Genomic DNA, 23618 nt, shown 5'->3' with positions numbered 1-23618 from the left:
TACCTGTACCACCAGAAAGCTGGTCGTCGCCTGCACCACCGGTGAAGACATCATCGGCGGTTGTACCGAACATCGTGTCATTGCCGGTCGTGCCGAACTCAATATTAGTAGCCATAGTGTTCCTCCTAAAAGCACCAAGAGAATCTGTTTAGAGGGCATCTGAGCATGCCCTTCGTCCCTCGTTAACTAAAATAATCACTTGTTGTCAACTGCGCACTCCTCCGCACGCTGCTTTCAACTGCGGCCATACTAATGGCAGAAATTCCGGAACACAATCCAAAAAAAACAAGAAATTACGTACTTTATGGCAGTTTCGCCGATAACAGAGCAAATAGAGCCGGAACCGGTCGGCGATTATGCCAGGTGCACTCTTTAATAAATAAGTCGCAAGCGTGCACCTTCAGACATGGAGGCTCCCTTATCGCGGGACGGCGGCAAAAGCGCCGCGCGGCTTGATAAAACACCATATTTGATGCCGGTCATTTCGCGACGCGCGAGCTTTGCTGTCATCCATAGTACGCGCGGTATATCCTGCGCGGCGCCCTCTTTAATGTGCGAGCACACGCGCAAGCCTATAATTATTTTAGGCGAGCAGGCAGGAGGTGGTTGCCGAGAGCCCTGGTCACGCCCTGATTTTGTTGTCATCGGGGAAAGCCGCGTGTGCCACAGCCGAATCAACACCTGCATCGCCCCTATTCCAAGCGATAGCAGTTGCGCAACGCCTTGGGTCAGGATATACGCGCTTCAGGGCTAACCGTATTAATAAGGAAGGCAAAAGCGTGCCCGACGACTGGAAAATCAAATGCCTTGTGCCCGACCTGCCTGGCACGGCAGACGTTATCCCTTATCTGCAAAGAATGGATGCAACGCGCTGGTATTCAAACTTCGGCCCGCTCGTCAACGAATTTGAGACGCGCATGGGCCAACTGCTCGGTGACATGTCTGCAGCCTGCACCTGCGCGCCCCTGACTGCGACATTCTCATCAGCAACCATGGCACTTGAACTGGTTTTGCGGGCAAGCGGTCTCCCAGACAACGCACGCGTACTTCTTCCTGCGCTGACATTTTCAGCAACCGCATCCGCCATTGCCATTACCGGCCATAAGCCGGTGTTCTCGGACGTGGATGACCGTACCTGGGACCTAACCCCGGAGATTGCCAGAGCGGCACTGAAACACGGGCAGATTGACGCCGTCATGCCTGTGGCCATATACGGTTACCCTGTGGACATGGAAGGCTGGGCCGCCTTCAAGGCAGAGACCGGTATCCCGGTTTTTGTAGATGCAGCCGCAGCCCTTGGGAACCAGCAGATCCATCCTGAAATCCCTGTTGTGTTCAGCCTTCACGCGACCAAACCTTTTGGCATTGGCGAGGGCGGTTTGCTGGTGACAGGCGACCACGCCTTGCTCGATCAATGTCAGAAGCTTTCCAATTTCGCATTTGACGACGGCACCAGCCGTGCTGTGGGCACCAACGGTAAAATGCCGGAAGCCATGGCGGCATATGGCCTGGCACAAATCGAGCGTTTCACCGCTGTCCAGGCAAAACGTCAAAATGTACTAAACCAGTACATCCAATACCTTGGTCGTGAGCACTTTCACCCCGCAACATCAACTCACGTGCCCGGTACACTACTTTATGATACGCGGGGAAATGCAGAAAAGCTGACCCGCATCCTGACGGAAAATGCCATACAGACCCGTAAATGGTATTTCCCCCCCGTGCAGGAGCATGAAGCCTATGCTGGCGCGGCAATCATAGGCGACCGGGGGACTGCCCTACCGGTCACAGAAAGCCTCAAGCCCCGGCTTGTGGGCTTGCCCTTCCACGCTTTTCTCGATGAAAATGACATCGCCATGGTCGCGCACCATATCCATGCCGTCAGCGATTAGCCGGGGTAGCTTTTCCTGACACCTCTCGCTACAAGAGCCAAGTGGCACATTGCCGTTATCAATTATACAGGAATAGATTTAAGTGTTTGTCGAACCCTTGAAGACGTTGGAAGCGTGTGTCGTCAGTAAAAAATATGAAGACGCCCGCAAGCCGCTTAAAACCATTTTTGAAAATGTCGAGGCAGGCAAAGCGGGCTTTGGTGGCCGGTCCGACATAGTCAATGTCGTCGCTGAAAAGGAAGCGACCCGGATTGCGAGCGCGTTGACCACCCTGCTTACCGACCCGGACTTCAACCCGTCGCTTGCGTTTATTCTGGAGTTGAACCGCTTCAAGCGCGCCATGGTGCAGATCTTCGAAACAAGTGGCTTTCGCGGTACCGATCACCTTCCTGCCATGTTCGGTGAACATGAGGGCAAACAACACACCTATAAACGGGCCGACCTGTTGAAGCTGTTTGCGGGCATCTCCATCAACACCATGAACGGACTGCTGTTGAATCTGTTGCTGAAGCTGGAACCCAAACATTCCCTGCCTACCCTGTTCGGTTTCCTGTCCGAGCAAATGGTCTACACCAAACGGGCGGAAGATATCCGCAGCCGCCTGCTCTCGCTTGGCGATCACTGGAAAGATGTCGTGGCCCAGCCCTACACCGTCTGGACAGTGGGACCTGCCTATATGGGCTGCAGTTACGCTGAAGCGGCACACAAGCATGATATCAAACGCTGTTTTAACAACGTCGTGCGCACTTGGCTGGGTGGCCAGAAGATCGAAGATGTGCAGCTGCCTGCAAAACGGGCCCAGAAAAAACGTCCAAAGCTTGTCATATTTGCCGAGCTCTATAACGCGGGCCATGCGATGCACCGCTGTTACGGGCCGTCCATCAAAGCGCTCAAAAAATCATTCGACACCACAATGCTCATCGCAGACACAAAATTGAATCCTGAATTGAAATCGCTGGCGCACAAGGTGGAGTCGGTAGAGTTCAAACATACACAGGCTCAGCTATTGATCGACAAGGTCAAAAAGCTAAACCCTGATATAATTTATTATCCCAGCATCGGCATGCGCTTTTCCAGTATTGTCCTGTCTTCGCTGAAACTGGCACCTATTCAAACCATGACGATCGGCCATCCGGCCACCTCCATGTCAGACGCCATGGATTATGTCATCATGCCCGATGAACTGATGCGCAATGAAAATACTTTTTCCGAAAAAATCATGCTACGGCCGACAAAGCCCTATTTTACCCACCGGACCGATGCACAGCATATCGCGCCCAATATACGGCTCGATGCTTCTCCTGTCAGGCTGGCCATTCCGGCTTGGTCCCGCAAGCTGACCCCCACATTCCTCGACACCTGCCGCCGCATTCGTGACTTGGCGCAGACACCTGTGGAGTTCTGGTTCTTTCCCAACGCAGCAGGTTTGCTGCATCAGGCCATGACCCGCAGGTACGCCGACATCATGCCCCTTGACAAGGTCCTGCCGCGCAAAGGCTATAACCAGTATATTCGTGACCTGAACGACTGTGATATATTCCTCAGCTCATTCCCGTTTGGTGCCACCAACGGCATTGTGGACGCCGCACTGCAGGGACTTCCGATTGTCAATATGACAGGGGATGAACCCCACACAGCGAACGACAGTTCGTTGGTACGTGATCTGGCCCAGCCCGACTGGCTGACCACCAACAATGTGGATGAATACGTGAAAGCCGTTGTACGCCTTGTGGATGATCCCGGTCTCCGGGTTCAGATCAGCCGCAACATCCTGGACGGCGACCCCGGAAAAGCCTTTTTTGTAGAGGAAGGGCAGGACGCCGAAGAATTCGACGTGATCATGCGGCACCTGTATAAAAATCACGAAGACATTCAGGCAAGCGACCGTAAGTGCTGGCAGTATGCCGACATCTGTGCGGCAACCAGCTCCGGCCGCGACTAAACCAGCGTCAATATCAAAACAGGCGGCGGCGGAAAACGCTAACGGCGCATCAACGCGGGCAAAAGATCCGGCGCGAAGGCGGGAAGATTGCGTTCCCGCATGACTTCCTGTCTCTCCTTAAACGAATCATCGATAAAAATCGCTGTTTCCTCGGTCGTCATAACGCTGCTTTTCGGCTCGCCGTTCTCCAGCCAGATAATCTGATCAAAATAGGAAGGCGGGATAGCGAAATCCGCTAACGTGCGTTCCGGCTGCTGGTAGTGACGCGTGATCAGCCGCACCTTGATCTGGTGTTTCCTGGCGTTCTCCAGAAACCTGATACCCCAGCTATGGACTTTTCCGTGCACGATCAGGGTATCATCCAGATCAAGATACACTGTCTTCCAGGCGCCCAGAATAAAAGGCTTGTCGTCCAGAAACCGGGCCTGGCTGAGCATCGCAGGCAGTACAGAGACGGGCTTCTCCTGCATATCAAAAAGCGCCAACAAGGTCAGGTTTGCCCCAAAAAGCCGGTGTGCAGCCAATGCGGCGGGGGTCACTGCCACAAGTCGGCTTTCACCGCTACGGTCGCCCGCCATTGACATGGCCCATGCACCGCGCAGCTCTCGCTGGCCTGCCAGCGCAGCCGCTGCGTCCCGAACTTTCGTAGTGGCGCTGACGTGGCTCAAACGGGTACCGCAGGGACTACGCTCAACCAAGCCGCAGTAGACCAGCCCCCCTTGGCGATCGGTAAAACAAAGGTAAGTAGGGTCACCGTTATCGCCCTCTGCCGCCGCGGGGACAGGTGCAACGACCCGAGCTTTAAGCGCAGGCACGACTGGGGCCGCAGCCGCAGGGGCCGAAGCCACCTGCACAGGCCCAACCAACACGCCGGGCCATACCTCGCCTGCGGGAATGATAAATTTAACCTCGTGGCGGGACAGCAAGTCCGACATCCCCTTCATCGCATCCGAACCGTGCGAAGCAAGAGGTGAAAGCCTGGTGCCTGAATGCGTGGGCGCACCAATACCGGTGGCAGCGTCAGGCAGCGTGATCAGATGCACCGATTTTTCATATTCCAGCGCCTGCGCAAAAACGCGCCCGGCGGCTGTATCAGCCCCGGTGATAAGGACCGTGTTCTGAACCATCATGAATTGTGCCCCCGATTAGCGCCCAGCTGACGCCAGCATGATTAACACTGCCTGACCTCTGTGACCAGTTTGCTTGACTTTACCAAACGTTGTGACGGATAACGTCAGGCCAAACAGGTATGATTTTAAACCTGTATTCTGGTCCGGCCGCAACACTCAAAGGCATGGTTGATGTTCAAGTTTTTTCATTCCTGGCGTGAACGTCGTGAAGCGCTGAAGCTGGGCCGGAAGAACTTCGATGCGACCTTCTATACCACAACCTACGCGGACGTACCCAAAACCGCATCATCAGCCTTTGATCATTATGTGCGCCATGGATGGAAACAGGGCTATGACCCGGCTCCCTGGTTTTCGACCAACGCCTATCTTGAAACATACCCTGATATTCGCGGCGCGGGGCTGAACCCTTTCCTTCACTACGTAAGCCGTGGTCAGCGTGAAAAACGGGCCCTGCCTTCACCAGACCGCAAGGGTTCGGAGACGCTGGATAGCCACGGTAATGAGATGGCCCGTGTGGCAGCATCCGGCTATTTTGATGCCGATTATTACCTGACGCGTAAACCGCCCCTGCCCTCGGGAACCAATCCGCTAAGACATTTCTGTGAACGTGGGTGGCGGGATGGCCGCAGCCCGTCCTATGGTTTTGACATTCCGCTGTTTGATAAGTTAATTCGCGACACTCGCAATATCGCAAAAAATCCGGTGATCGACTTTCTTGATCAGGGGCTAGAGGGCGTTCTGGTGCCTAACCGCTTTGGGCTCAGCATGCCTGCTCCGCTTCAAGCCCCAGCCGAGGCAGACTGGTCCCGCGCGCGGCCGTTGTTGAAACGCGGCGACGAAGATGCAATCGACATCATCATGCCGGTTTACCGGGGATATGCGGAAACGCTGCGCGCCCTTGTCTCGGTACTGTGTGCACAGAACAAGACATCGGCCAACCTGATCGTGATTGACGATGAAAGCCCACAGCCGGAGCTTTCGGCAGAACTTGTCAAGCTTGCTGACAAGGGGCTTTTCACTCTGCTGCGCAATAACAATAACAAAGGTTTTGTCGGTACAGTTAACAGGGGCATGGCGCTCAACCCATCGCGGGATGTAGTGCTGCTGAATGCCGATACAGAAGTATATGACTTCTGGCTGGACCGATTGCTCGCGCACGCGCAAGCCAACCCGGACGTGGCGACTATCACCCCACTTTCCAACAATGCCACCATATGCAGTTACCCGGAAACCTTGAAAAACAATCATTTCAAGCTTGAAAGCGAGGGCGCAGCCCTGGCACGGGCGGCCTATGCGGCAAATAAGGGCGAGCTGATAGACGTCCCCACCGGGGTGGGCTTTTGCTTTTATATCCGCCGTGCGACACTGGATGCCATTGGTTCCTTTGACGAGGAAACCTTCAAGCGCGGTTACGGCGAAGAAAATGACTTTTGTGTACGTGCCCGGCAAGCAGGCTGGCGCAACAGTTTGGCAACCGACATTTATGTGACTCACCATGGTGAAGTCTCCTTCGCCGAAGATGCAAAATCACTGCAGGCAGCAGGCCTGAAGGCTTTGTCGGCGAAACACCCCGGCTACATGGCAGACGTTCACGCCTATATCGCGAGAGATGCCAGTGCGCGGTCTCGCGCGCGGCTTGATGCAATGCGGCTCAAGCAGGCTATGGGCAATGTCGCGCTTTTCATATCCCATGACTGGGGCGGCGGGATTGAAAAAAACCTTCAGGAGTTGAAGTCTGACCTTGCCAAAAGCGGCATCGGTGTCGTTGTGCTGCGGTCGGTCAAACATATGACCGAATATGTCACCTTTGATGCCCGGGACGGTTTCTTCACGCCGAATCTCAAGGAACTTCACGTCCATGCCGATTTTGAATTCCTGCAGCAGATTATCGGTATACTTTCACCGCAGTTTATTCATATCCACAGCCTTGTCGCTTTCACTGACGCAGCCCGTGCCCAGGTGATGGACCTCGTTTGCCGGGCCGCTGTACCGTATTATTTTACTTTCCACGACTATGCGCCCCTGTGCGCTCACGGTCAGTTTGTCACCCCCGCCGGGGACTACTGCGGCGAACCGGGGCCAGAGGGCTGCAAGGCCTGTGTGGCGAAATACCCACCGGTGAATGGCTGGGTTGATATCGACACCTACCAATCCCGGTACGGGGATTTTATTCGTGGCGCCAACCGTGTTTTTGCGCCGTCCCGTGACGCCGCCGCCCGCGCCAACGGCTTCCTGGGGGAAGCGAAATGCGAGACCGTCCCACACAGGGAATATGCCGACCTCGGCCCGCCAGCCAAAAGTAAACCTGGCAATCCCGGCAGCACACGCAACCTGCGCCTTGCCTTTATCGGCGCGGTCGGCCCACACAAGGGACGAGCCGTGATGGAATCCTGCGCGCGCGACGCATGGGCCCGTGACCTGAAAATCGCCTATCGGCTTTTTGGCTATTCCGACACCGGATCAGGCGGCATAGAAACCCTGACCATCATGGGTAAATACGATGATGACGCCGTCTGTGCCGACATGCTGCGCACCTACCGGCCAGATTACCTGATGCTGTTGTCCATTTGGCCTGAAACATACAGTTATGCGCTTTCCGTCGCATTCAGGCTGAACATTCCGCCTGTGGTCTTTGACATAGGCGCCCCTGCAGAACGTATCCGTGATGCAGGACTAGGCCTTGTCATTCCGCAGGAATGGAAAAACTTCCCTGATAAAGTCAACGACTTCCTGCTTGCGACGCCCCCGGTCAAACTGACGGCGGGAGCCCACAAAAAGCTTATGCTGCAAATGGACCAGCAGGGCCAAAGCCTGATTGGGGAGGCTGGCCTCTATGCCGCCGGTGACTGATATCGGCTTGAGGCTTGCAGTCATTCCCCTACGGGCGTTACAACAACGACCGACCTGAAAATTCATGAGACAGTTTATGCGCCCCATAATACACCAGCACGAAAAAGAAATCCTCGCCCTTTATAATGGGGATCGGGACAAAACGCTGATCAAGGGCACCTTGCCCGGAAAAGGGGTTTTCGTGCTGTTCTCAAATCGCTGCGGCTCCAACTATCTTGTAGAGTTGATGAAGCAGCTACCGACGCTGACCATGAAAAACGAGATGTTCAACGCCCAGAACGTCACAAATGCGACCAACAAGCGCGGCCTCAAGAATTTCGAAGAATATGTCCGCCTGATGCGCAAAGGCTGCAAAACCCCGCATTGGGGGGCTAAAGTGGGCTGCGTACAACTTGATATGGTGCAGCGATTCGGCCTGCTGGATGCATTTGAGGAAGGCTCCTACATCGTATGGCTCAAACGCAAGAATATTGTCGCGCAGGCAGTCTCTCACTATATCGCGCATCACAACAAACAGTGGGCCTCATTCCATGAGGCAAAAGGCGAAACACCCGATTATGATTTTGAATCCATCGCCAACATAGTCGCCTCGATCATCAAACATAATGGGCAGGCTGAGGTATCGCTGGGCCTTCTTGGCATCCGGTACCATGCCCTATGGTACGAGGATTACATCAGCCAGCCTTCAGCCCATATGCAGCGGCTGGCGGATTATCTGGGCGAACCCTTCAACGACATCGAACAGGACAAAACAAAGTTCAAGAAACAGGCAGACCCGATCAAGAAAGAATATGAAGCCCGTTTCCGGCGTGAGGCACGCACCGCCGCCCAAATATAGAGTTAGTGTTTTAGCTTATGCGCCATCAAACTGGCGACCATGTCTACATTCATTGGTTCACCCAGGAACTCAAACATCTTCGATAATCCCGCAGCATTTCCGGCGTAATCTTCGTACCTCAGCAAGCAGGACTGGTCCGGATTATCGCTTGCAAACCGGGTGAACACCTCGTCACTTCGTGTGACGAAGTTTTGCACATAGTCGGGCTCCATGTCCCGCCACCACGATGATTTGGCAACCCCCTGCCAGCGGCGCATGTTGAAAATAAAACGCGCACGCGGGAAGAAACGCTTCATAAACTGCAGAAAACCGTAAAGGTCATCCTCTGTCAGGTCACCGTAACGGATTTCCTTGAACCCGACGAGCCGCGCATCCTCCGGCGGGCGGATCACTTCTGCAACAAAGGCGTCGATCATCCGCGCAGCGAAGGCATCTGCATCCACCTCGTCGGCGCCATACCAGGGACCATGGGGAGGTACCTTGCGGCGGGTATCAAAACGCTGGCGCATACCTGCCGCACGCTGCCACGCTGTATACACTGAATACAGCGTATTCTCGTTTTCACCCCGCATGAAATATCCATCGACTGATTGCAAGATACGTTGCAATAAGGTCGAACCACTTCGGCCATAGGTCACGATAAATACATAACCGTCACGCGGTTGCCAGTTCAGCGGCTTTGCCATCACCGCCGGTGAAGGCGATTTGTGGCTGCACGGAGGAAGTGCACTGAAAAAGTGGTCTTCATCGGCCACCTTCTCGGTGGGCAACCCTTGTGCAGCAAGCACGGCTGAAACCTGTCCGACATTATCGGTCACAACGGTATCAATCGCATGTTCATACGCCAGCAGGCGGCCGTAATCTTCCATCACACGTGATGCAATCAATGATGACGGCAGCAGAAGGTGGGTCTTCGCCCGCCTGTGACGCACAGCACCGAAGGCCTCGACCCCGGTTGAACCGAAGTCGGCAATCAGGAGATCAAAGTGCACCGCAAGGGTTTCAATTTCAAGCTGTCGCAACGGCGTCATAACGGAGGGAACAGACCGACCAAGATAGAAACGGCCAGTGCCGGCCGCATGCTCAAGCACAACAGGGACAACCATGTCCACGCAAGACATCAACTCTGCCATATGGGGCGACGGCGCTACGCCTTGCTGGCGCTCAGCGATAAGCAGGATCTTGTATCCCTTTGCCCGCATCTGTGACAGCCTGCGATTGAGACCTCCGTATGCACGGTTATGCTCATTTACCAGAAACGCACACCATTTCTCCCCCGGCGCCTTCACCCAAGGTACAGGCGGATAATATTCTTCATCGGCAGAACAGGCGGGTACCACGATATTTTTATACAGCATGCGCGCGTCAGGTCCGGCGTAACGCCGGTCAGCGTGGCGTAACCATGTAGCGCCACGCGGCAACTGTGCGGTAATGGATGTCATCATCCCAGTGATATCAAGGGCTGCGGGGTCCGGCATGTTCTGGACCGGGAACGCAGCAACAGCGTGAGGTAATGCCTGAACGGCGGGCAGTGTTTCATCCTGGTCATTCCACGCCATTTGTTCAAAGCGTCGCCCGCCCACAACAACCATATGGGTGTGTGCCGCCGGGGCTGTGCCCAGCCACTCCACACCAACTCCATGATGAAAGGTAACCGCGTTAATGTCGCCGCTTTGCCGCAAAAGCTGCCAGAAAAACCAGCGCAAGTATGGTCTGGCACCTGCGTACAGGGCATCCCAGATAGTGCTGGAACAAAGCACTATCTTCTCAGGGAAAAAATGCTCCCGCGGGCTGACACGGCACTGAACCAGCCTGTTGCAAAAGGCAGAATGCGACATTGCATGAGGCACCGCATCCGGGTCCGCGAACAAAAGCACGTCATCACGGTCATTGCACAATACCGCAAACGTCGGCGCTTCATCGTGCAGGGCGCGCATCAGACTATCTGGCTCGTATAGCGCCTTGTGTTTGCTTTTCATGTGCTCAAGCAGAAAGTCTTCGTCCCGGCGCGAATCTGCCAGCATACTTTCGGCTCGGCGGCGATACAGGAAACCGGCGTCAGCCACCCTCACGCCCCGGTATCCTGCCTGCAAAGCCCCAAGCCAGAAGTCCCAATCCTCAAACCCGAAACGCATGGTTTCGTCATAGAAGACGCCGTCCCGAAACATCCCGGCACGCACAAGTGAACCTGCTTCCGATATGTTGCCGTTCAAATGCTTCAGCACAGAATAGTCAGGTGCGGTTTCACGGGTATCAAAGCCACCCCGCCCCCATGAAAGGCCGAAGAAGGAGATATCCGGATACGCCCAGCCGACCGTCTCATCATCGCCCAGCGCCTTGCGATATGCCTCAAGGGAGAAAGGGGACAGCCGGTTATCAGCGTCGAGAAAAAAAATGGCATCGATATCAGGAACCACATCCAGCAGAAACCGCACACCGGTGTTGCGCGCGCCGGGCAAGCGTGTGTTTTTCTGGCGAAGGTAAAACAGCTTGCCGGGATATTCATGCATCAGGTTGTTAACCGTGGTGGCGGTCTCTTGAAGACGACACCCATCATCAACCACCACCACATAAATTGGCCGTTCGGTCTCCTGACCACACGCACTGATGATAGCTTCACCAAGAAAGCGTGAGTGACCAAAGGCCGGGATTACGACCCCCATGGGCGGCAGGGCTTCCGCTAACGCGCTCCCGCTGCCAAGCTGATCAACAACAGGTGATGCCACCCCGCTCATGCGATGTCCTCATCCTCACAGATCAACCCTAAGGAAGTCCAGCGACACCAGCCATAACTATTAACGCCGTCAATTGGCACAGCCGCAAAAACGACATCATGCGCGGCATCAAGGTTTTCAGTGAAGGACAATTCCAGCCGACCTTCTTCTGTTGCCGCCAGGCGACGGGCTGTCCATGTAATGCCGTCGGTCAGGTGCGAGCCTTCCGCCGGGTCCATGGCTGCGGCCAATTCGGCCACCTTGTTCATTGCGTTCCTGCGGCCAATGCTGCCGGTTTTCACCGCTGCCAGCACATAGATAAAGTCCGGCGCGCCCGGATAGGCGGTACACGCTGTTGCCACCAGCTTCTGGGTGCCGGTAATCGCCAACGCTGGCACCACTGCAGCGGACAGCCTTTGTTTCAGCGGATGTGTTTGAAGGTAGCCGCCGTTTTCATCCAGTAACATCGGCGCAAAACCAAGCTCGGTGGCCAGTCTCTCATGCGCGTCTGCACCGTCAATAAATTCCACCAATCCACTCAGTTCAGGCAACCGCATCGACCGCACCAGCCAACGACGATTTTCAGCGCCCGGTGTCGCGCCTGACTTGCCCGGCTTATCACCAGCGACACGCGTTATCGGATAGTGGGTATCAACCCGGTTGAGCCTGAGCCAGCCTCGCGTGTGCTGTGTACCCAGCGACCGCGCCAGCACAACGATATAGCCCATGCCCTCAGCCGGTGCCTCCCCGTGAAGCGTCAGCGTGCGGCGTTCCCCGCCAATCATGATGATATCAGTATGCGGCGGGTGTGTTACGCCATCGGTTTCGGGCTGGGACAATGCGTGGACCTGTGCCTCGATATTATCCAGCGAAGCGACAAAAACAGCACGTATATTTGCGATGAGCCCATGATTGGCAATCAGTTCGACATCAAGTTTATAACGATACGGTCCGGCGTCGTGTGGCATGGCAAGCGTCACGCCGCAAACACCGTCAGATGCCATATAGGCCTGCAACCAGCCATCGGTATCCGAGCGCTGGTAGGGTGCAAAATCAACCTCGGCGGAGGCATTGGCAAGCCGCTCGGGCCCGCCATAAAATCCTGTACGCGAAGGAAAGGCCCCGGGCAGCAACGGCACGTTCACCCCAGTGTCAAGATCCAGCTGCCTGAGCGTCTCTGCGCCGAGGTCTGGCTTGCAGATACTTTTATAAAGTTTCAGCGCAAGGCTTTCATTCCCGCCCTGACGCCCGAACCGGTCCGCCTTCACTCCTGCCAAGGCCAGTTTCGGTGCAGCTTTTGGCTTGGTGCTATGCCAGATAACCTCAAGGACAACGTCGCCCATCAGGTCCGATATTATACCATCGAAGCATGCGCGGCACCAACCGACAGCAAGCGCGCCATAGCCCAGTGATGCTTCGGCCAGTTTTTTGTTGTCAGCCACGCGCCGCATGACAAAACTGAGGTGCCCTTCCGTCTTGGCCGCACGGCTTACATAGACTGACACTGCGGAGAGGCCAAGGCCATCCACCGGTATTATCTGGCTATAAGTAAAGATGGTCTGGTCTGTCGGGCCCACATCGACACGGCCGGGTGCAAGCGACGCAACCGGGGTCAGGTCTTGATATTTCAGGCTATCAAGTATCCGCTCCGTCAGCGCGAGGGATGTCATCATCCGCTCAGCCGACTGGCGCAGGTATACCACCTGTTTTTCAAGCCCGGCGGCGCTGGCCGTCGCTGTCTGCAAAAGATCGTTTTGCACACCCACGATAAACCTCAGCATGTCAGCATCGGTGTCCGACCCGGCTGGCTCCAGCACCAGTACAGGGACTGTACCCGATGCCTGCGCCAACAGGCGCATGCCGCTCCACTCAGCGTAAACACCCTTTGATGCATCCGTGAGGATGAATGCACACACACTAAAGGACATGCCCGGCATCACGAGGTGTGCATCAGCAGGCTGTTCCCCCGGGTGATACAATTGTCCGGCCGTTGTTGCACACACCAGTGTCAATGCCGTCGGCGCCACCGCCACGAGCGGTTCATAAAGCGCCTCATCCACCACAATAATCTGACCGCCACCATACAGTGTCTTGAAGGCAGCGGTTGTCAACTTCAGCTCTGGCATGCGTCCCTCTCGGCCTAGCCCTTGAACGCGCGCTCGGTGAAGCGGCTGATCGGCAGAATCAATATCTCCAGAAACGTCTTGGGTTCTGTTTTAATAAATACCGTCGCCACGTTGCCCGGCATGATAGAGTTGGTTTCCTGCCCTTCATCAACTGCGATATACGCAATATAGCTGCCTTGCGGGTTTGCATCCGACACAACAGCATCGGCGGAAACATACGTGATCTTACCTGTCAGCGGCGGCTTGGAACGGCTTTTCACCGACAACAAGCGCATCTCGACATCCTGGCCGACATATACCTCTTCGATATCGCGGACAGCCACCTGCGCTTCGACGCGAAAGTTTTCAAGCGTCGGCACGATTTCCATCAGGGCTTCACCGGGAGCCAACACGGCGCCAATGGTTTTCTTGGCGATACGGAACACCGTGCCATTTGAGGGAGCCTTGATCAGTTTACGTTCCGAGACATCTTCATAACGAGCAATTTCGGATTCGAACTTGTTCAGTTCTTTCTGCAATTCAATGGACAGGTCTTCAGCCTGTTTAAGGCGTTCAAGGCGCACCTGGCCTTTCTGGGCTTCCGTCGAAACAATTTCATTCTTGGATTTTTCGATCTGCAGTTTCGCTATGCTCAGGTTTGCGCGTACAATTGACAATTCACGTTCGGTCGCGAAAACTCTCGTACGCTGCACCAGACCCTTTTCCAGTAGGTCCTTGAAGTCCCGCAACTCAAGCGCCAGCAGTTCTTCCTGCTTGGTCCGTGCCTCAATGACGGCTTGCTGCCCGCGAATATCATCGCGCAACGCCTTGATCTTGTTTTCCAGAATATCGATCTGCGATTGGGTCAGATCATTCAGGGCGTAAAACTCACTTGTCTGGCTTTCGATCGTTTCCTGAAGCCGGGGGTTTTCCAACATTTCATCGGGAAAGGATGGCATAGTGATGGAATTCGCGCCTTTTATCTCGGCACGGCGACGCGCAAGCTGTACCCGCAAGACTGCGCGCTGCAGGCGCAGGTTATCAAGCTGGGGACCAATCTGGCTTGTATCCAGCCGCGCCAGCACCTGCCCGGCATCGACACGCTCACCCTCGCGGACAAGAACTTCAGTAAGAATACCGCCTTCAAGGTGCTGCACTACTCTGTTCTGGTTCTCCGCCGCAACACGCCCCGTGGCAATAACCGCGCCACCAAGCGGCGCAAACGCAGCCCAAAGCCCGCCAATGCCAAACACTAGGAACAGGACAACTTTCGCCAGCTTCAGGGCTCTGTTATCTGAATAATCGATATTGTCATGCCAGCGCTGCAGCGATAATCGCTTGAAAGACTTGCTGGTATCCAGATCAATCGGCGTTGCCAGTGCCTGCGCAATCGCCGATTTCGGTACCACTGCGGTGCTTTCGCCCGTTTTTTCTTCGTTCTCTGCCATCAGTTTGCTTTTTCTATTTTCGATTGCGCGGACGGGTTCTGTTTTTGTGGCTCAGCCGGGTTGGTTTTTTGCTGTGCGGGCGGCTTGGCCTTGGCGCCCCGTTGCCCTGCCACGGTGGTAATGCCGTTCTTCTTCAGAACCTCATCACGCGGCCCAAAATCCTGTATCTGGCCCCCACGCATGAACATCACCTTGTTGACATGCCGTAGCGCGCTTGGTCTGTGCGTGATCACAATGACTGTTTTGCCTTCTTCGCGCAGCGCTTCCATAACCTTGTGGAAAATGCCTTCGCTTTGGCTATCAAGGCCGGTTTCCGGCTCATCAAAAATAACCACCTGAGGGTCGGCATACATAGCGCGTGCAAGGGCAATCATTTGCGCCTGTCCGCCCGACGGCCAGAAGCCGCTTCGCGATAGCAAGGTGTCGTAGCCTTGCGGCAGCGCCTGCAATATCTCATGCACGCCAGCACGCTTGGCCGCCTCAATCACCATGTGGGGCGGGTCGTCACGACGCAGCCGGGCAATATTCTCAGCCACGGTGGATTCGAAAAGCTGCTGCTGCTGTGGCAGGTACCCGATAAACAACCCCTTAGCGACAGGGTCCCAAACATTGAGCGGTGTGCCGTCCAGTTTCACCTGCCCTGTTGTTGGTTCGAGATAACCAACCATCAGCCGGGCAAGCGTTGACTTGCCCGAACCGGACCCGCCAATTACCGCGACACAGTCACCGGGCCTGATGATACAGTTGATATTGCGCAAGATCGGTTCGGCTTTGGGAGACGGCATGTAGGCCAACCGGGTAATGGTCACCTCCCCGCGAGGGCGCGGCAGCAATGTACGGTCTTCCGGCAAGTGAAGTTCTTCCATTCGGCGGCATAGCCGCTCATAGCATTCCTTGCCCATAATCAATTGACGCCAGCCGCCAACAATCTGCTCCATCGGCTGCAACGCGCGCGCGCCAATAATCGCCGCACCAAAGATCACGCCAAAGTCGGCATCACCATCCAGTACCAGCGCGGCGCCAACCGCTGTGATCAATATCTGCAAAATCTGACGTGCCGACTTCGATGCGGCGCCGAAACGCGCCGTCATATCGAAGGATTTCATATGGCTATCGAGATGTTTACCCTGATGCTGTCCCCAATCATTGACGCTCTCAATATAGCTGCCCTGCGCCCGGATAATTTCCTGTGACCGCATATGGCTGTCTAGCCTGCGATAAGCCTTGACCATGTTCTCGCTGGTTTCCTGGTTAAACGGGTTGGTGACCCGGTTCCCCCAGATGGCCAGCACCAGAAGCAGCAACGCCCCCACTGTCACCACAAGGCCGATGAGCGGGTGGATAAAATACAAGATAAACAGGAAGAACGGCATAATCGGCAAATCATAAAGCGCTGAATATGCTGGTGACGAAAGCGTTGCGCGCAAGAAGGACAGGTCCTTCAGGCTTTCCCCGTTGGCATCCTTCTGCTGGGCAAGCTCACCCGCGAGCAGAGGCCCTGCAATCCTGCTTTCAAGCCGCACCGCCGCGCGCGACAGCATGTTGTTTTTAGCGGATTCCAGAAAGCCGTAGGCAACCAGAATCACCAAACAGATAAGCATGAGCGCCACGAGGGTTTCCATGCTCTGAGCCTGAAGCACGCGCGTATAGACCTGAAACATAAAGGCCGGTAACGCCAGCATGGATAGGTTGCCAAAGATGGCCAGAACACCAACCATTCGAATCGACTTAAGATAGGTACGTCGTTCTGCTTTAAATTCGTCGTAAACCGACATCTATTATTTCCAATTCAACTTCGGCATGTTGTGCCACTTTATTCCAGCTTTCGCCAAAAGTCCGACCAGCTTGAGCAGAGCAGTCGATAACACAAGCGATACCGACTGTCGAATATGTAACCACGCTACAGCGTATTACCTCAACTCAAACGTTTACGGGGTCAGGCTGGGCGTTCTTCCCTCGACCAGATCCGTTATCATCCGCCAATATCTGGGCAGTAAATCATCTTTGGCATAGTGATTGACAATGCGGTTTCTCGCCGAGGATTTCAAATGTTCATATTCGCCCGGGTTCTCAAGCACGCTCACCACCTGGTCAACCAGCGCGTCGGTCTTCCAGAAGTCGACAAGCAGACCGTTTTCGCCGTCCCGGATCAGTTCACGCACTGGCTCGGTATCCGAGCCAACAATAAGTGCACCTGTACTCATGGCTTCCAACATGGACCATGACAATACAAAAGGTGCTGTCAGATAAATGTGCGCTTTGGTAATGCGGAACAGGTCACGCAAATACTCAAGAGGCTGCAAACCCATGAAGTGCAGCCTGTCATGATCAAACTCAAACTTCTTGAGCATCGGCTCCTTGAGCCCCTTGCCGGAAGCATTACGTGTGCCGTAGGCGATGCGGTCCGCCCCCAGCACCACCACATGCAGGTTGGGCCGCTGCTTCTGCAATTTGGAAACCGCCGCCATAAACTGTGGGAACCCGCGATACTCTTCCATGCCGCGCGCTACGTAACTGACGACCTCGTCATCTTCGGTCAGGTATTTCCCTTCAGCGACTTTAAGCTTCACACCCGAGCCCGGAGAAAAATAATCAACATCCACACCGTCGTGCAGGACGCTGATGTTCTTCTGAAAAATATCGGGAAACCGGGATTTCTGGAAATGAGTCGGACTTTGCCCCCAGTCCTGCGCCGCAAGATCATGCAAAATAGGCGTATTTTTCATACGGATACGGATTTCCGCGTTGGCATCGTAGCGGCGGCGTTCAAGGAACTCGCCATCGCCGCCATGGCAATGATAATACCATTCGTAATAGTTCAGCAGCTTGGCGTCCGGGAATATATCCTTAAAGAACATGCCGGCGCCCCAGCCGGAATGCGCCAGAATTATATCAGGTGAGCCATTCTTCTTTTTCATGTCGATCAGACTTTGGTATGACGCCTGTCCCATCAACACCGCACGTTCAACACCGACCACCGCTGGATGAAGCCCCTTGCCCGGCTCACGGTGAGGTTTGAATTTCACCCGGGGTATCGAAAATTCTTTCTGGTTACCATCCAGCGTCACGGCCGCAGCGCGCACATCCTTCATGCCGCTGATATACCCAAGCAGGCGATGGTACTGCGCCGGAAAGTTATTGTGAGAAAACAAAATTTTCATAAACTGAATACCCTTATCGGTGCCGCGGCACCCCTCTCGTGTCAGGTGGTTAACCCGAGAGACTTTTTAATATCATCAATGTCTTGTCGCAAGCTGTGCAGCACGGCAAGGTTTATATTCAGTACCTCGCTCATGCCCTGCAGGCTGGGCTGGTCAGCTTGCCGGATTGCCCGCGCCCTGTCTTCGTCCTGCTCCGGGATGTCTCGCCAGTGACCCAATTGCCCGTCAGGGAAAAACTTCGCCTCAATCCACCGGTTCTCTTCCTCGTAGCATTCAAGCAGCGCACGTCGCCGCGCAGGCCCCAGCGGGTCAGGTTTGCGCCCTGCCCGGTGCTGGTGATACTCGTCGATGAAGGCGGTCAGGCGGTTGTCGTGCGGGTCATTAAAAAGATAGGCGCTTTCCTTCAAGGTGGTTGCCAGTGGTACACTGAAGGAGACATTCTGTGAGGGAGCAGCCTCAAGCCCCAAGGGGTCCACTTCGATCGCGTCCCAGAAATCACTGTTCAAGTCCCCGCCCACAAGATGGGAACGCGACAACAGACGCAAACGAAACTGCTCATGTTTGAATACGCTCTGGTACGCTTCCATTACAGGCTGGTAGATACGAGCTTGCCCGGTCTGCGTTTTGCGCAGCAGGAATGCTTCCAGGCTTTCGCCGCTCTTGAACTGCCACTGCGACCAACTTGAGATCAGCCAGTCATCCTGACGTCTGAAATAAGATATGAACCGGCAGTCAAAATAGTCACCGGCGCCCGCAATGGCAGCAGGTGCCCATCTGGCACTGAGGTTTTCCGCCGACAAGACCACTGCTTTAAGTTTTGCTTTTTCCGCCTGCTCGGCCAATAGCTTGAAAGCCTGACGGTAATCGACCGTTTGCCTTTCTCGCGCGGCATCAAAGCCGCGCCGGAAAAAGCCAATGGGAAACCGTTTGGACGACCGCGCAGTCATCAACTGCATGTCCCGTCCGCAAACGCCGTACCCACGGCGACGCAGGGCAACCCGGTTAAGATGAAGTGCTTCCTGAATAGTTGTGCTGCCGCATTTCGGATATCCGGTATGGAGATATAATTTTACAGCCACCTGCTACTCCGGGTCCCTGTCTGATGCCTCAATCGTTGAGGTCATTATGCAACACTGACATGCGACCTTCATATAGCGCGTGGAACCGAGACGTGGCAAATAGATATTGTGATCTCTACCGTTGGTGTGCCTTCATTGTTCGTCAAAAATAGCTGAGGTATCCGCGGTTGTGCCCCTCAGGTAGCCTTTCAGGCGCGCGGCATTCAGCCGCAGGCGCTCTTCGACCGCATCCTGAGCAAGGCCGTGGACGTGTCCCCAGTTTTCATCAGATCTGTTTACCGCTTCCAACTGTTCCGCCATATGCGTGTCGCTGGTGATAAGCTCGTAGCCGAAGAAATGCTTGAAAAAGCTCGCTTCAATGGCGCTGCGTTCCTCTGTTTCCGCCTCATCATAGTCGTGGCTGTGGTAAACCACGGCCTGCGCAGCGTATAGTTTGGCGTATCCAGCCTCTATGATGTCGTGCGCCCACAACTGGTCCTCTCCGAACACCACACGGCGGTATGGCATTTGCTCCCAAACCGAACGGCGGAAACAGCTGTTGTTGTCGCTGTAAAAATGCAGGAACTGCCGCCACCCTGCCTCGCCACCCCGGTAGCGGGCGATATTGGTATCGCGGGAAACCAACAGAGGATACTCCAGTATATTGGCGAAATGCGCATCCAGATCGCGTTTGGTGAAAGGGCTTGCGTCAGGGTAGGCAAAATGCCGCCCAAAGGCCCCGGCGGCCTTAGGCTCACTCTCGATCGCTTCAACCAGATTGAACAGCCAGGCCTGATTAGCCGGCAAGGCATCATGGGTGATAAACGCAATATATTCGCCGCTTGTCAGTTCAACCCCAAGGTTGCGCGTATCGCCGTGGTTGAAATCACGTTTGTCGATCTCGTGCAGTCGCACCCTTGCGCGCGCGCGCACCAAATCAAGCGTACCGTCAACAGACCCACTGTCGATTACCAACACCTCAAATGGCCACGGGGTATGCTGGGCCAGTACTGCGTCCAGCACCGCCTCAAACTGCGAGCCCGCGTTATAGGTCGGAATCACAACAGACGCCTTGGCCTTCTCGACCACATTCGGGGTATCACATACTGCAACAGCATGCCTCTCAGCGCCCTGTACGGCTTGATCTTGCAGTGTGCGTTCAATATCGCTGCCGGCCTTCTCCCACGAAAAGCCCGACACCCACTTGAGCGCAGCATCAGCCTGCGCTGCGGCACGTACCGGTTCCGCCAAAAGCGCCTGCACCGTTTGTGCAATATCTTTCGGGTCTGGCGTGGCCCAACTGACAATTTCTTCGGGATATATGGCGCGGGTATTTTCGCCGTCCAGCTCCACGATGGGCAAGCCGCAGGCCATCATTTCCTGCGGGACGAGAGAATAGTTGGTGGCGGAAAAGACCACACCCACATCTGCAGACTTGAACAATGCCGCGAGCTCCGCCGTGGATGCAACACCGTGGTCAGTGAATGAAAACGGCGCGTCGATGAACGGAACATCATTGCCGAAGAAATCGACATGGAACTCAGCGCCCTGCCGCGCCAGCAGCTCCAGCCCCATCAGGCCCAACTCCACCGCCCGGCGGTCGGTGGAAATGCGGGAATAAAACGCGATGCGCGGCAAGCGCCCGGCATCCGTCGGCCCATGATCATGATCGCGCCCGGCGCTTTCCTCTGCCGGGGTGTATATCTTCTGGTCAGCGGCCAGATAGAAATGGCTGGTTTCGCGGCCATATTCCCTGCTCAGTTTCTGCGCAAGCCAGGGGCTGGCGCAAATGCAGTGAACGTCCTGCCTGTAGGTCAATTCAGCCGCAAGATACTTCCCGCCCATCGCGTGGAAAGACGGCTCAAAATCCTGCACGAAATAAAAACGTGCCAGAAAATTCGCAGCCGACAGAACCGGCCAGACAGACCAGCAATCTGTCGCAATGACCACATCACCAGCAGCCTGCCGACCAAAGCTGGCATCCACGAACCTGATCTCCGCCTTGATAAATTGGAAATGCTTGCGGATGGTGCTCTTTGCCTGCTCAGGGGTATGGTGCACGTTCGGCTCATGAACCCAGATTGTCAGCTTGTGCCCCTGGCGTTCCAGAAAACTGATAATCCGAAAAATGGTCATGTGTCCGCCACCGCCAGCCGAAAAGTCCGGAATCACCCAGTGGATATCAAGCGCCGCTGTGTTGACCGCTTTGGCCTGCGGCTTGAGTGCGACACGGTCGAAACGCGTTAGCGCATGCATGGCTGCGGGGATGTACTCCTTACCCCCCGCGGCCCGGTATGTGTGTTTTGCCCCGGCGTCCTTCTCGGTCTCGGTCTCGGGAATGAGGCGGCCTTCCGCCTGACCCCGGCGCAAGTGATAGAACAACATGCTCGTCGGTACATCGGCGAGGTCGTCGTATGCCTCCCGGTAGGCGGTTTCGTTAAAATCCATACCCGGCGAATGACCCAGCTTCCAGCCGGTTTCTGCAAAGAAAACAAGCGGGTGGCGATCATCAAGCTCATCACGGTAAAGAGACCTGTACCACTGCGTATCGAAATATCTGTTGGGCCCATATTTCCCCGTGCCGCCATATATCAGGTAATGCTCGATACAATTGGCGCCCCATCTGAGGTTTGCACCGTATTCCTGATTATACCACGCCGCATCAAAAAGACCGCTCCGGGCAATTGCCTCCAGTTGCACCAGTTGTTTTTCACGCGGCATAGCAAGGTATGCAAGCGCCGCTGCATCAAGATCATTTGTGTCAGGCGCCAGCCTGTAATCCTGATGCCTGTGGCTGAGGTAGTGGCGCAAGGGATCATCCTGTCCCCTGACTGCATCGGCATTCATCAAAAAATAGAGCTCGGGGGAGAAAGTCTCTGTCGGCCAGTGACCTTGCTGGTAGCCTCTGCGGGCATAGTACAGCAGCGGGTTTTCAGAGCCTATTTCTGCACCATAACATGTCACATACCATGCGATATCGAAATACGTGTTGGGCTTGCGTTTCTCGTCCATACCATAGCGGACAAAATGTTCCAGCGGGGCAACACCGCTGTTCTTCAAGTCATGGTTCACACTTCTGTACCATTCGGCATCGAACAACCCTGTCGCCGCAACGGCGATCATATCACTAAAGATCGCTGCCTTCTCTGCTTCTGACTGTGCGGGAGATGCCAACTGTGCAGGGATTGCGGTCAGGCCTTCCTGCTGCCCGCTCTGCAAATAGTGCACAAGCGGGCTGGCTTCGGCGGCAAGCTGGACAGGGATCGCAGTAAAGCCGCGCTTCCACCCATCGCGCAGGAAATGCACCAGAGGGCAGGTTTTTGCCGGCAAATGACTTGCATAGGCCTCAAGGTAAGCGCGGGTATTAAACGATGCTGAGGGGTTGAGCCCCTTTTTCCAGCCCTTTCGCAAATAGTGAAGCAGCAGATTGGCGGGACGCTTTTTGCTGAAGTATCGCTCATAATATGTTGGATCAAAGCAGGGGTTTGCCTTAAATCCGGCCAACTCTCCCACCGTGACATAATGTAGTGCGGAATGTATCCACGCCCGCCCGTCAAGATAGTTTCCATATTCGGCCCGGTAAAATGCCTCGTCGAACACGCCGCAGGAGACCAGTCCGTCTGCTAACGCCCGCATTTGCGGCGATATTTCTGTCTCATCCGGAATGCGCATATCCTGCACAGTCTGCCGTGCATCCCAACCGGGCGAGACGAAGGCCTGACGGCCTTCCGCTCGGCCAAAATGAAGGTAATGAGACAACGGATTGGCGCCGGTTTGCGCGATATCTGGATAGGCAACCAGATATGGTTCAACCAAAAAGCCGGCCGAAGGGTTAACACCCTGCTTCCAACCTTCTTGCGCAAAATGAAGAATAGCGTCCACAGGGTCCGTGACGCCGGTCTGGCTCGCGTAATAGGCAGGGTCAAACAACGGGTTTGGTAAATAGCCCTTGCCAGAACCTGTCTTGACGAAGTGGCGGGCCAGTGCTGACCGCCTTGATATCTTCAGGCGATACCGCGCTTTGTACCAATTGGGGAGAAAAAGGCCTGTCCCTAATATCGCTTTTGCTTGGTCAGTGTGTTTTTTTTGTAGAATAGACATAATAGCTGTTCACTTTCCTCGCTCCGCCCCCGGGAAGGACACATTGTGCCAGCGCTTGAAATCACGCTTCACAAGCATAATAAGCTGTCCGCAATGTTGTGTTTCCCCTTACCGCAAACCGGCCGAAAGTAATACAGGAAACTGACGTATTCGCGAAACAGCTTTCAGGCTTTGTGATCAGAAACAAATGAAAAAGGGGAGAGCCGATGGCTCCCCCCAGTTTCTTGGTGCTTATGTCAGTTGACTTATGGAGCTGCAGTGATGTCGACTGCTGCAGCGATCTCACCAACGGTGACACCCACAACGAAGATGGTGTTGCCACCACCGGTCGCGAGCAGTACGCCTGTCTCACCACCGACCGATGTGTCTTCAGCATCGA

General features: G+C 55.1%; 13 protein-coding genes. 4 read left to right on the top strand and 9 right to left on the bottom strand.

All coding sequences use genetic code 11. From position 1 onward, the window contains the following. Positions 1-115 (bottom strand): hypothetical protein (locus tag ACN0VM_RS16420; RefSeq protein WP_417451984.1); only part of this gene is annotated, 115 nt, incomplete at its 3' end. Between the two features lie 664 nt (positions 116-779). Between ACN0VM_RS16420 and ACN0VM_RS16415 the strand changes: the two genes are divergently transcribed. Together ACN0VM_RS16415 and ACN0VM_RS16410 are read left to right on the top strand one after the other, a co-directional pair. Continuing rightward, positions 780-1892, top strand: a complete 1113-nt coding sequence (locus ACN0VM_RS16415; protein ID WP_417451983.1) for a DegT/DnrJ/EryC1/StrS family aminotransferase — start codon at positions 780-782, stop codon at positions 1890-1892. An 82-nt stretch (positions 1893-1974) separates the two neighbouring features. Beyond that, a complete protein-coding gene (locus tag ACN0VM_RS16410) occupies positions 1975-3834 on the top strand; it encodes a hypothetical protein (RefSeq protein WP_417451982.1) in 1860 nt (619 codons plus the stop codon). A gap of 38 nt (positions 3835-3872) precedes the next feature. Here the strand turns inward: ACN0VM_RS16410 and ACN0VM_RS16405 are convergent, their stop codons facing one another. Beyond that, a complete protein-coding gene (locus ACN0VM_RS16405) occupies positions 3873-4964 on the bottom strand; it encodes a hypothetical protein (RefSeq protein WP_417451981.1) in 1092 nt (363 codons plus the stop codon). Between the two features lie 171 nt (positions 4965-5135). On the opposite strand from ACN0VM_RS16405, the gene ACN0VM_RS16400 reads away from it, so the two are divergent. After that, positions 5136-7814: a glycosyltransferase gene (locus ACN0VM_RS16400; protein ID WP_417451980.1), complete on the top strand. Its 2679-nt coding sequence runs from the start codon at positions 5136-5138 to the stop codon at positions 7812-7814. Positions 7815-7890: 76 nt separating this feature from the next. Further along, positions 7891-8652, top strand: a complete 762-nt coding sequence (locus ACN0VM_RS16395; protein WP_417451979.1) for a Stf0 family sulfotransferase — start codon at positions 7891-7893, stop codon at positions 8650-8652. Positions 8653-8654: 2 nt separating this feature from the next. Here the strand turns inward: ACN0VM_RS16395 and ACN0VM_RS16390 are convergent, their stop codons facing one another. The 7 genes from ACN0VM_RS16390 to ACN0VM_RS16360 form a co-directional block, all read right to left on the bottom strand. Next, on the bottom strand, positions 8655-11387 hold the full coding sequence (locus ACN0VM_RS16390; RefSeq protein WP_417451978.1) for a sulfotransferase: 2733 nt from the start codon (positions 11385-11387) through the stop codon (positions 8655-8657). Next, complete coding sequence (locus ACN0VM_RS16385; RefSeq protein WP_417451977.1) at positions 11384-13492, bottom strand: DUF6212 domain-containing protein; 2109 nt, start codon at positions 13490-13492, stop codon at positions 11384-11386. The genes ACN0VM_RS16390 and ACN0VM_RS16385 overlap by 4 nt, the downstream gene beginning before the upstream one ends. A 14-nt stretch (positions 13493-13506) precedes the next feature. Next, positions 13507-14919 carry an HlyD family type I secretion periplasmic adaptor subunit gene (locus ACN0VM_RS16380; protein WP_417451976.1) on the bottom strand — a complete coding sequence of 471 codons (1413 nt, stop codon included), beginning with the start codon at positions 14917-14919 and terminating at the stop codon, positions 13507-13509. After that, on the bottom strand, positions 14919-16694 hold the full coding sequence (locus ACN0VM_RS16375; protein WP_417451975.1) for a type I secretion system permease/ATPase: 1776 nt from the start codon (positions 16692-16694) through the stop codon (positions 14919-14921). Before ACN0VM_RS16375 ends, ACN0VM_RS16380 begins: the two co-directional genes overlap by 1 nt. Positions 16695-16847: 153 nt before the next feature. Continuing rightward, positions 16848-18080: a glycosyltransferase gene (locus tag ACN0VM_RS16370; RefSeq protein WP_417451974.1), complete on the bottom strand. Its 1233-nt coding sequence runs from the start codon at positions 18078-18080 to the stop codon at positions 16848-16850. Positions 18081-18121: 41 nt separating this feature from the next. Next, a complete protein-coding gene (locus tag ACN0VM_RS16365) occupies positions 18122-19159 on the bottom strand; it encodes a hypothetical protein (RefSeq protein WP_417451973.1) in 1038 nt (345 codons plus the stop codon). Positions 19160-19291: 132 nt separating this feature from the next. Further along, a complete protein-coding gene (locus tag ACN0VM_RS16360; RefSeq protein WP_417451972.1) occupies positions 19292-23239 on the bottom strand; it encodes a glycosyltransferase in 3948 nt (1315 codons plus the stop codon). Positions 23240-23618: the final 379 nt, after the last annotated feature.

This window comes from Kordiimonas sp., from assembly GCF_048260245.1.
Classification (GTDB): Bacteria; Pseudomonadota; Alphaproteobacteria; order Sphingomonadales; family Kordiimonadaceae; genus Kordiimonas.
Note: the sequence above shows the minus strand (reverse complement) of the source record. Positions and strands in the feature narration are given on the sequence as shown.

Coding starts and splice junctions, on each gene's coding strand:
- ACN0VM_RS16375 (WP_417451975.1), bottom strand. CDS start 16,694: ATGTCGGTTTACGACGAATTTAAAGCAGAACGACGTACCTATCTTAAG.
- ACN0VM_RS16370 (WP_417451974.1), bottom strand. CDS start 18,080: ATGAAAATTTTGTTTTCTCACAATAACTTTCCGGCGCAGTACCATCGC.
- ACN0VM_RS16380 (WP_417451976.1), bottom strand. CDS start 14,919: ATGGCAGAGAACGAAGAAAAAACGGGCGAAAGCACCGCAGTGGTACCG.
- ACN0VM_RS16385 (WP_417451977.1), bottom strand. CDS start 13,492: ATGCCAGAGCTGAAGTTGACAACCGCTGCCTTCAAGACACTGTATGGT.
- ACN0VM_RS16395 (WP_417451979.1), top strand. CDS start 7,891: ATGCGCCCCATAATACACCAGCACGAAAAAGAAATCCTCGCCCTTTAT.
- ACN0VM_RS16400 (WP_417451980.1), top strand. CDS start 5,136: ATGTTCAAGTTTTTTCATTCCTGGCGTGAACGTCGTGAAGCGCTGAAG.
- ACN0VM_RS16405 (WP_417451981.1), bottom strand. CDS start 4,964: ATGATGGTTCAGAACACGGTCCTTATCACCGGGGCTGATACAGCCGCC.
- ACN0VM_RS16360 (WP_417451972.1), bottom strand. CDS start 23,239: ATGTCTATTCTACAAAAAAAACACACTGACCAAGCAAAAGCGATATTA.
- ACN0VM_RS16390 (WP_417451978.1), bottom strand. CDS start 11,387: ATGAGCGGGGTGGCATCACCTGTTGTTGATCAGCTTGGCAGCGGGAGC.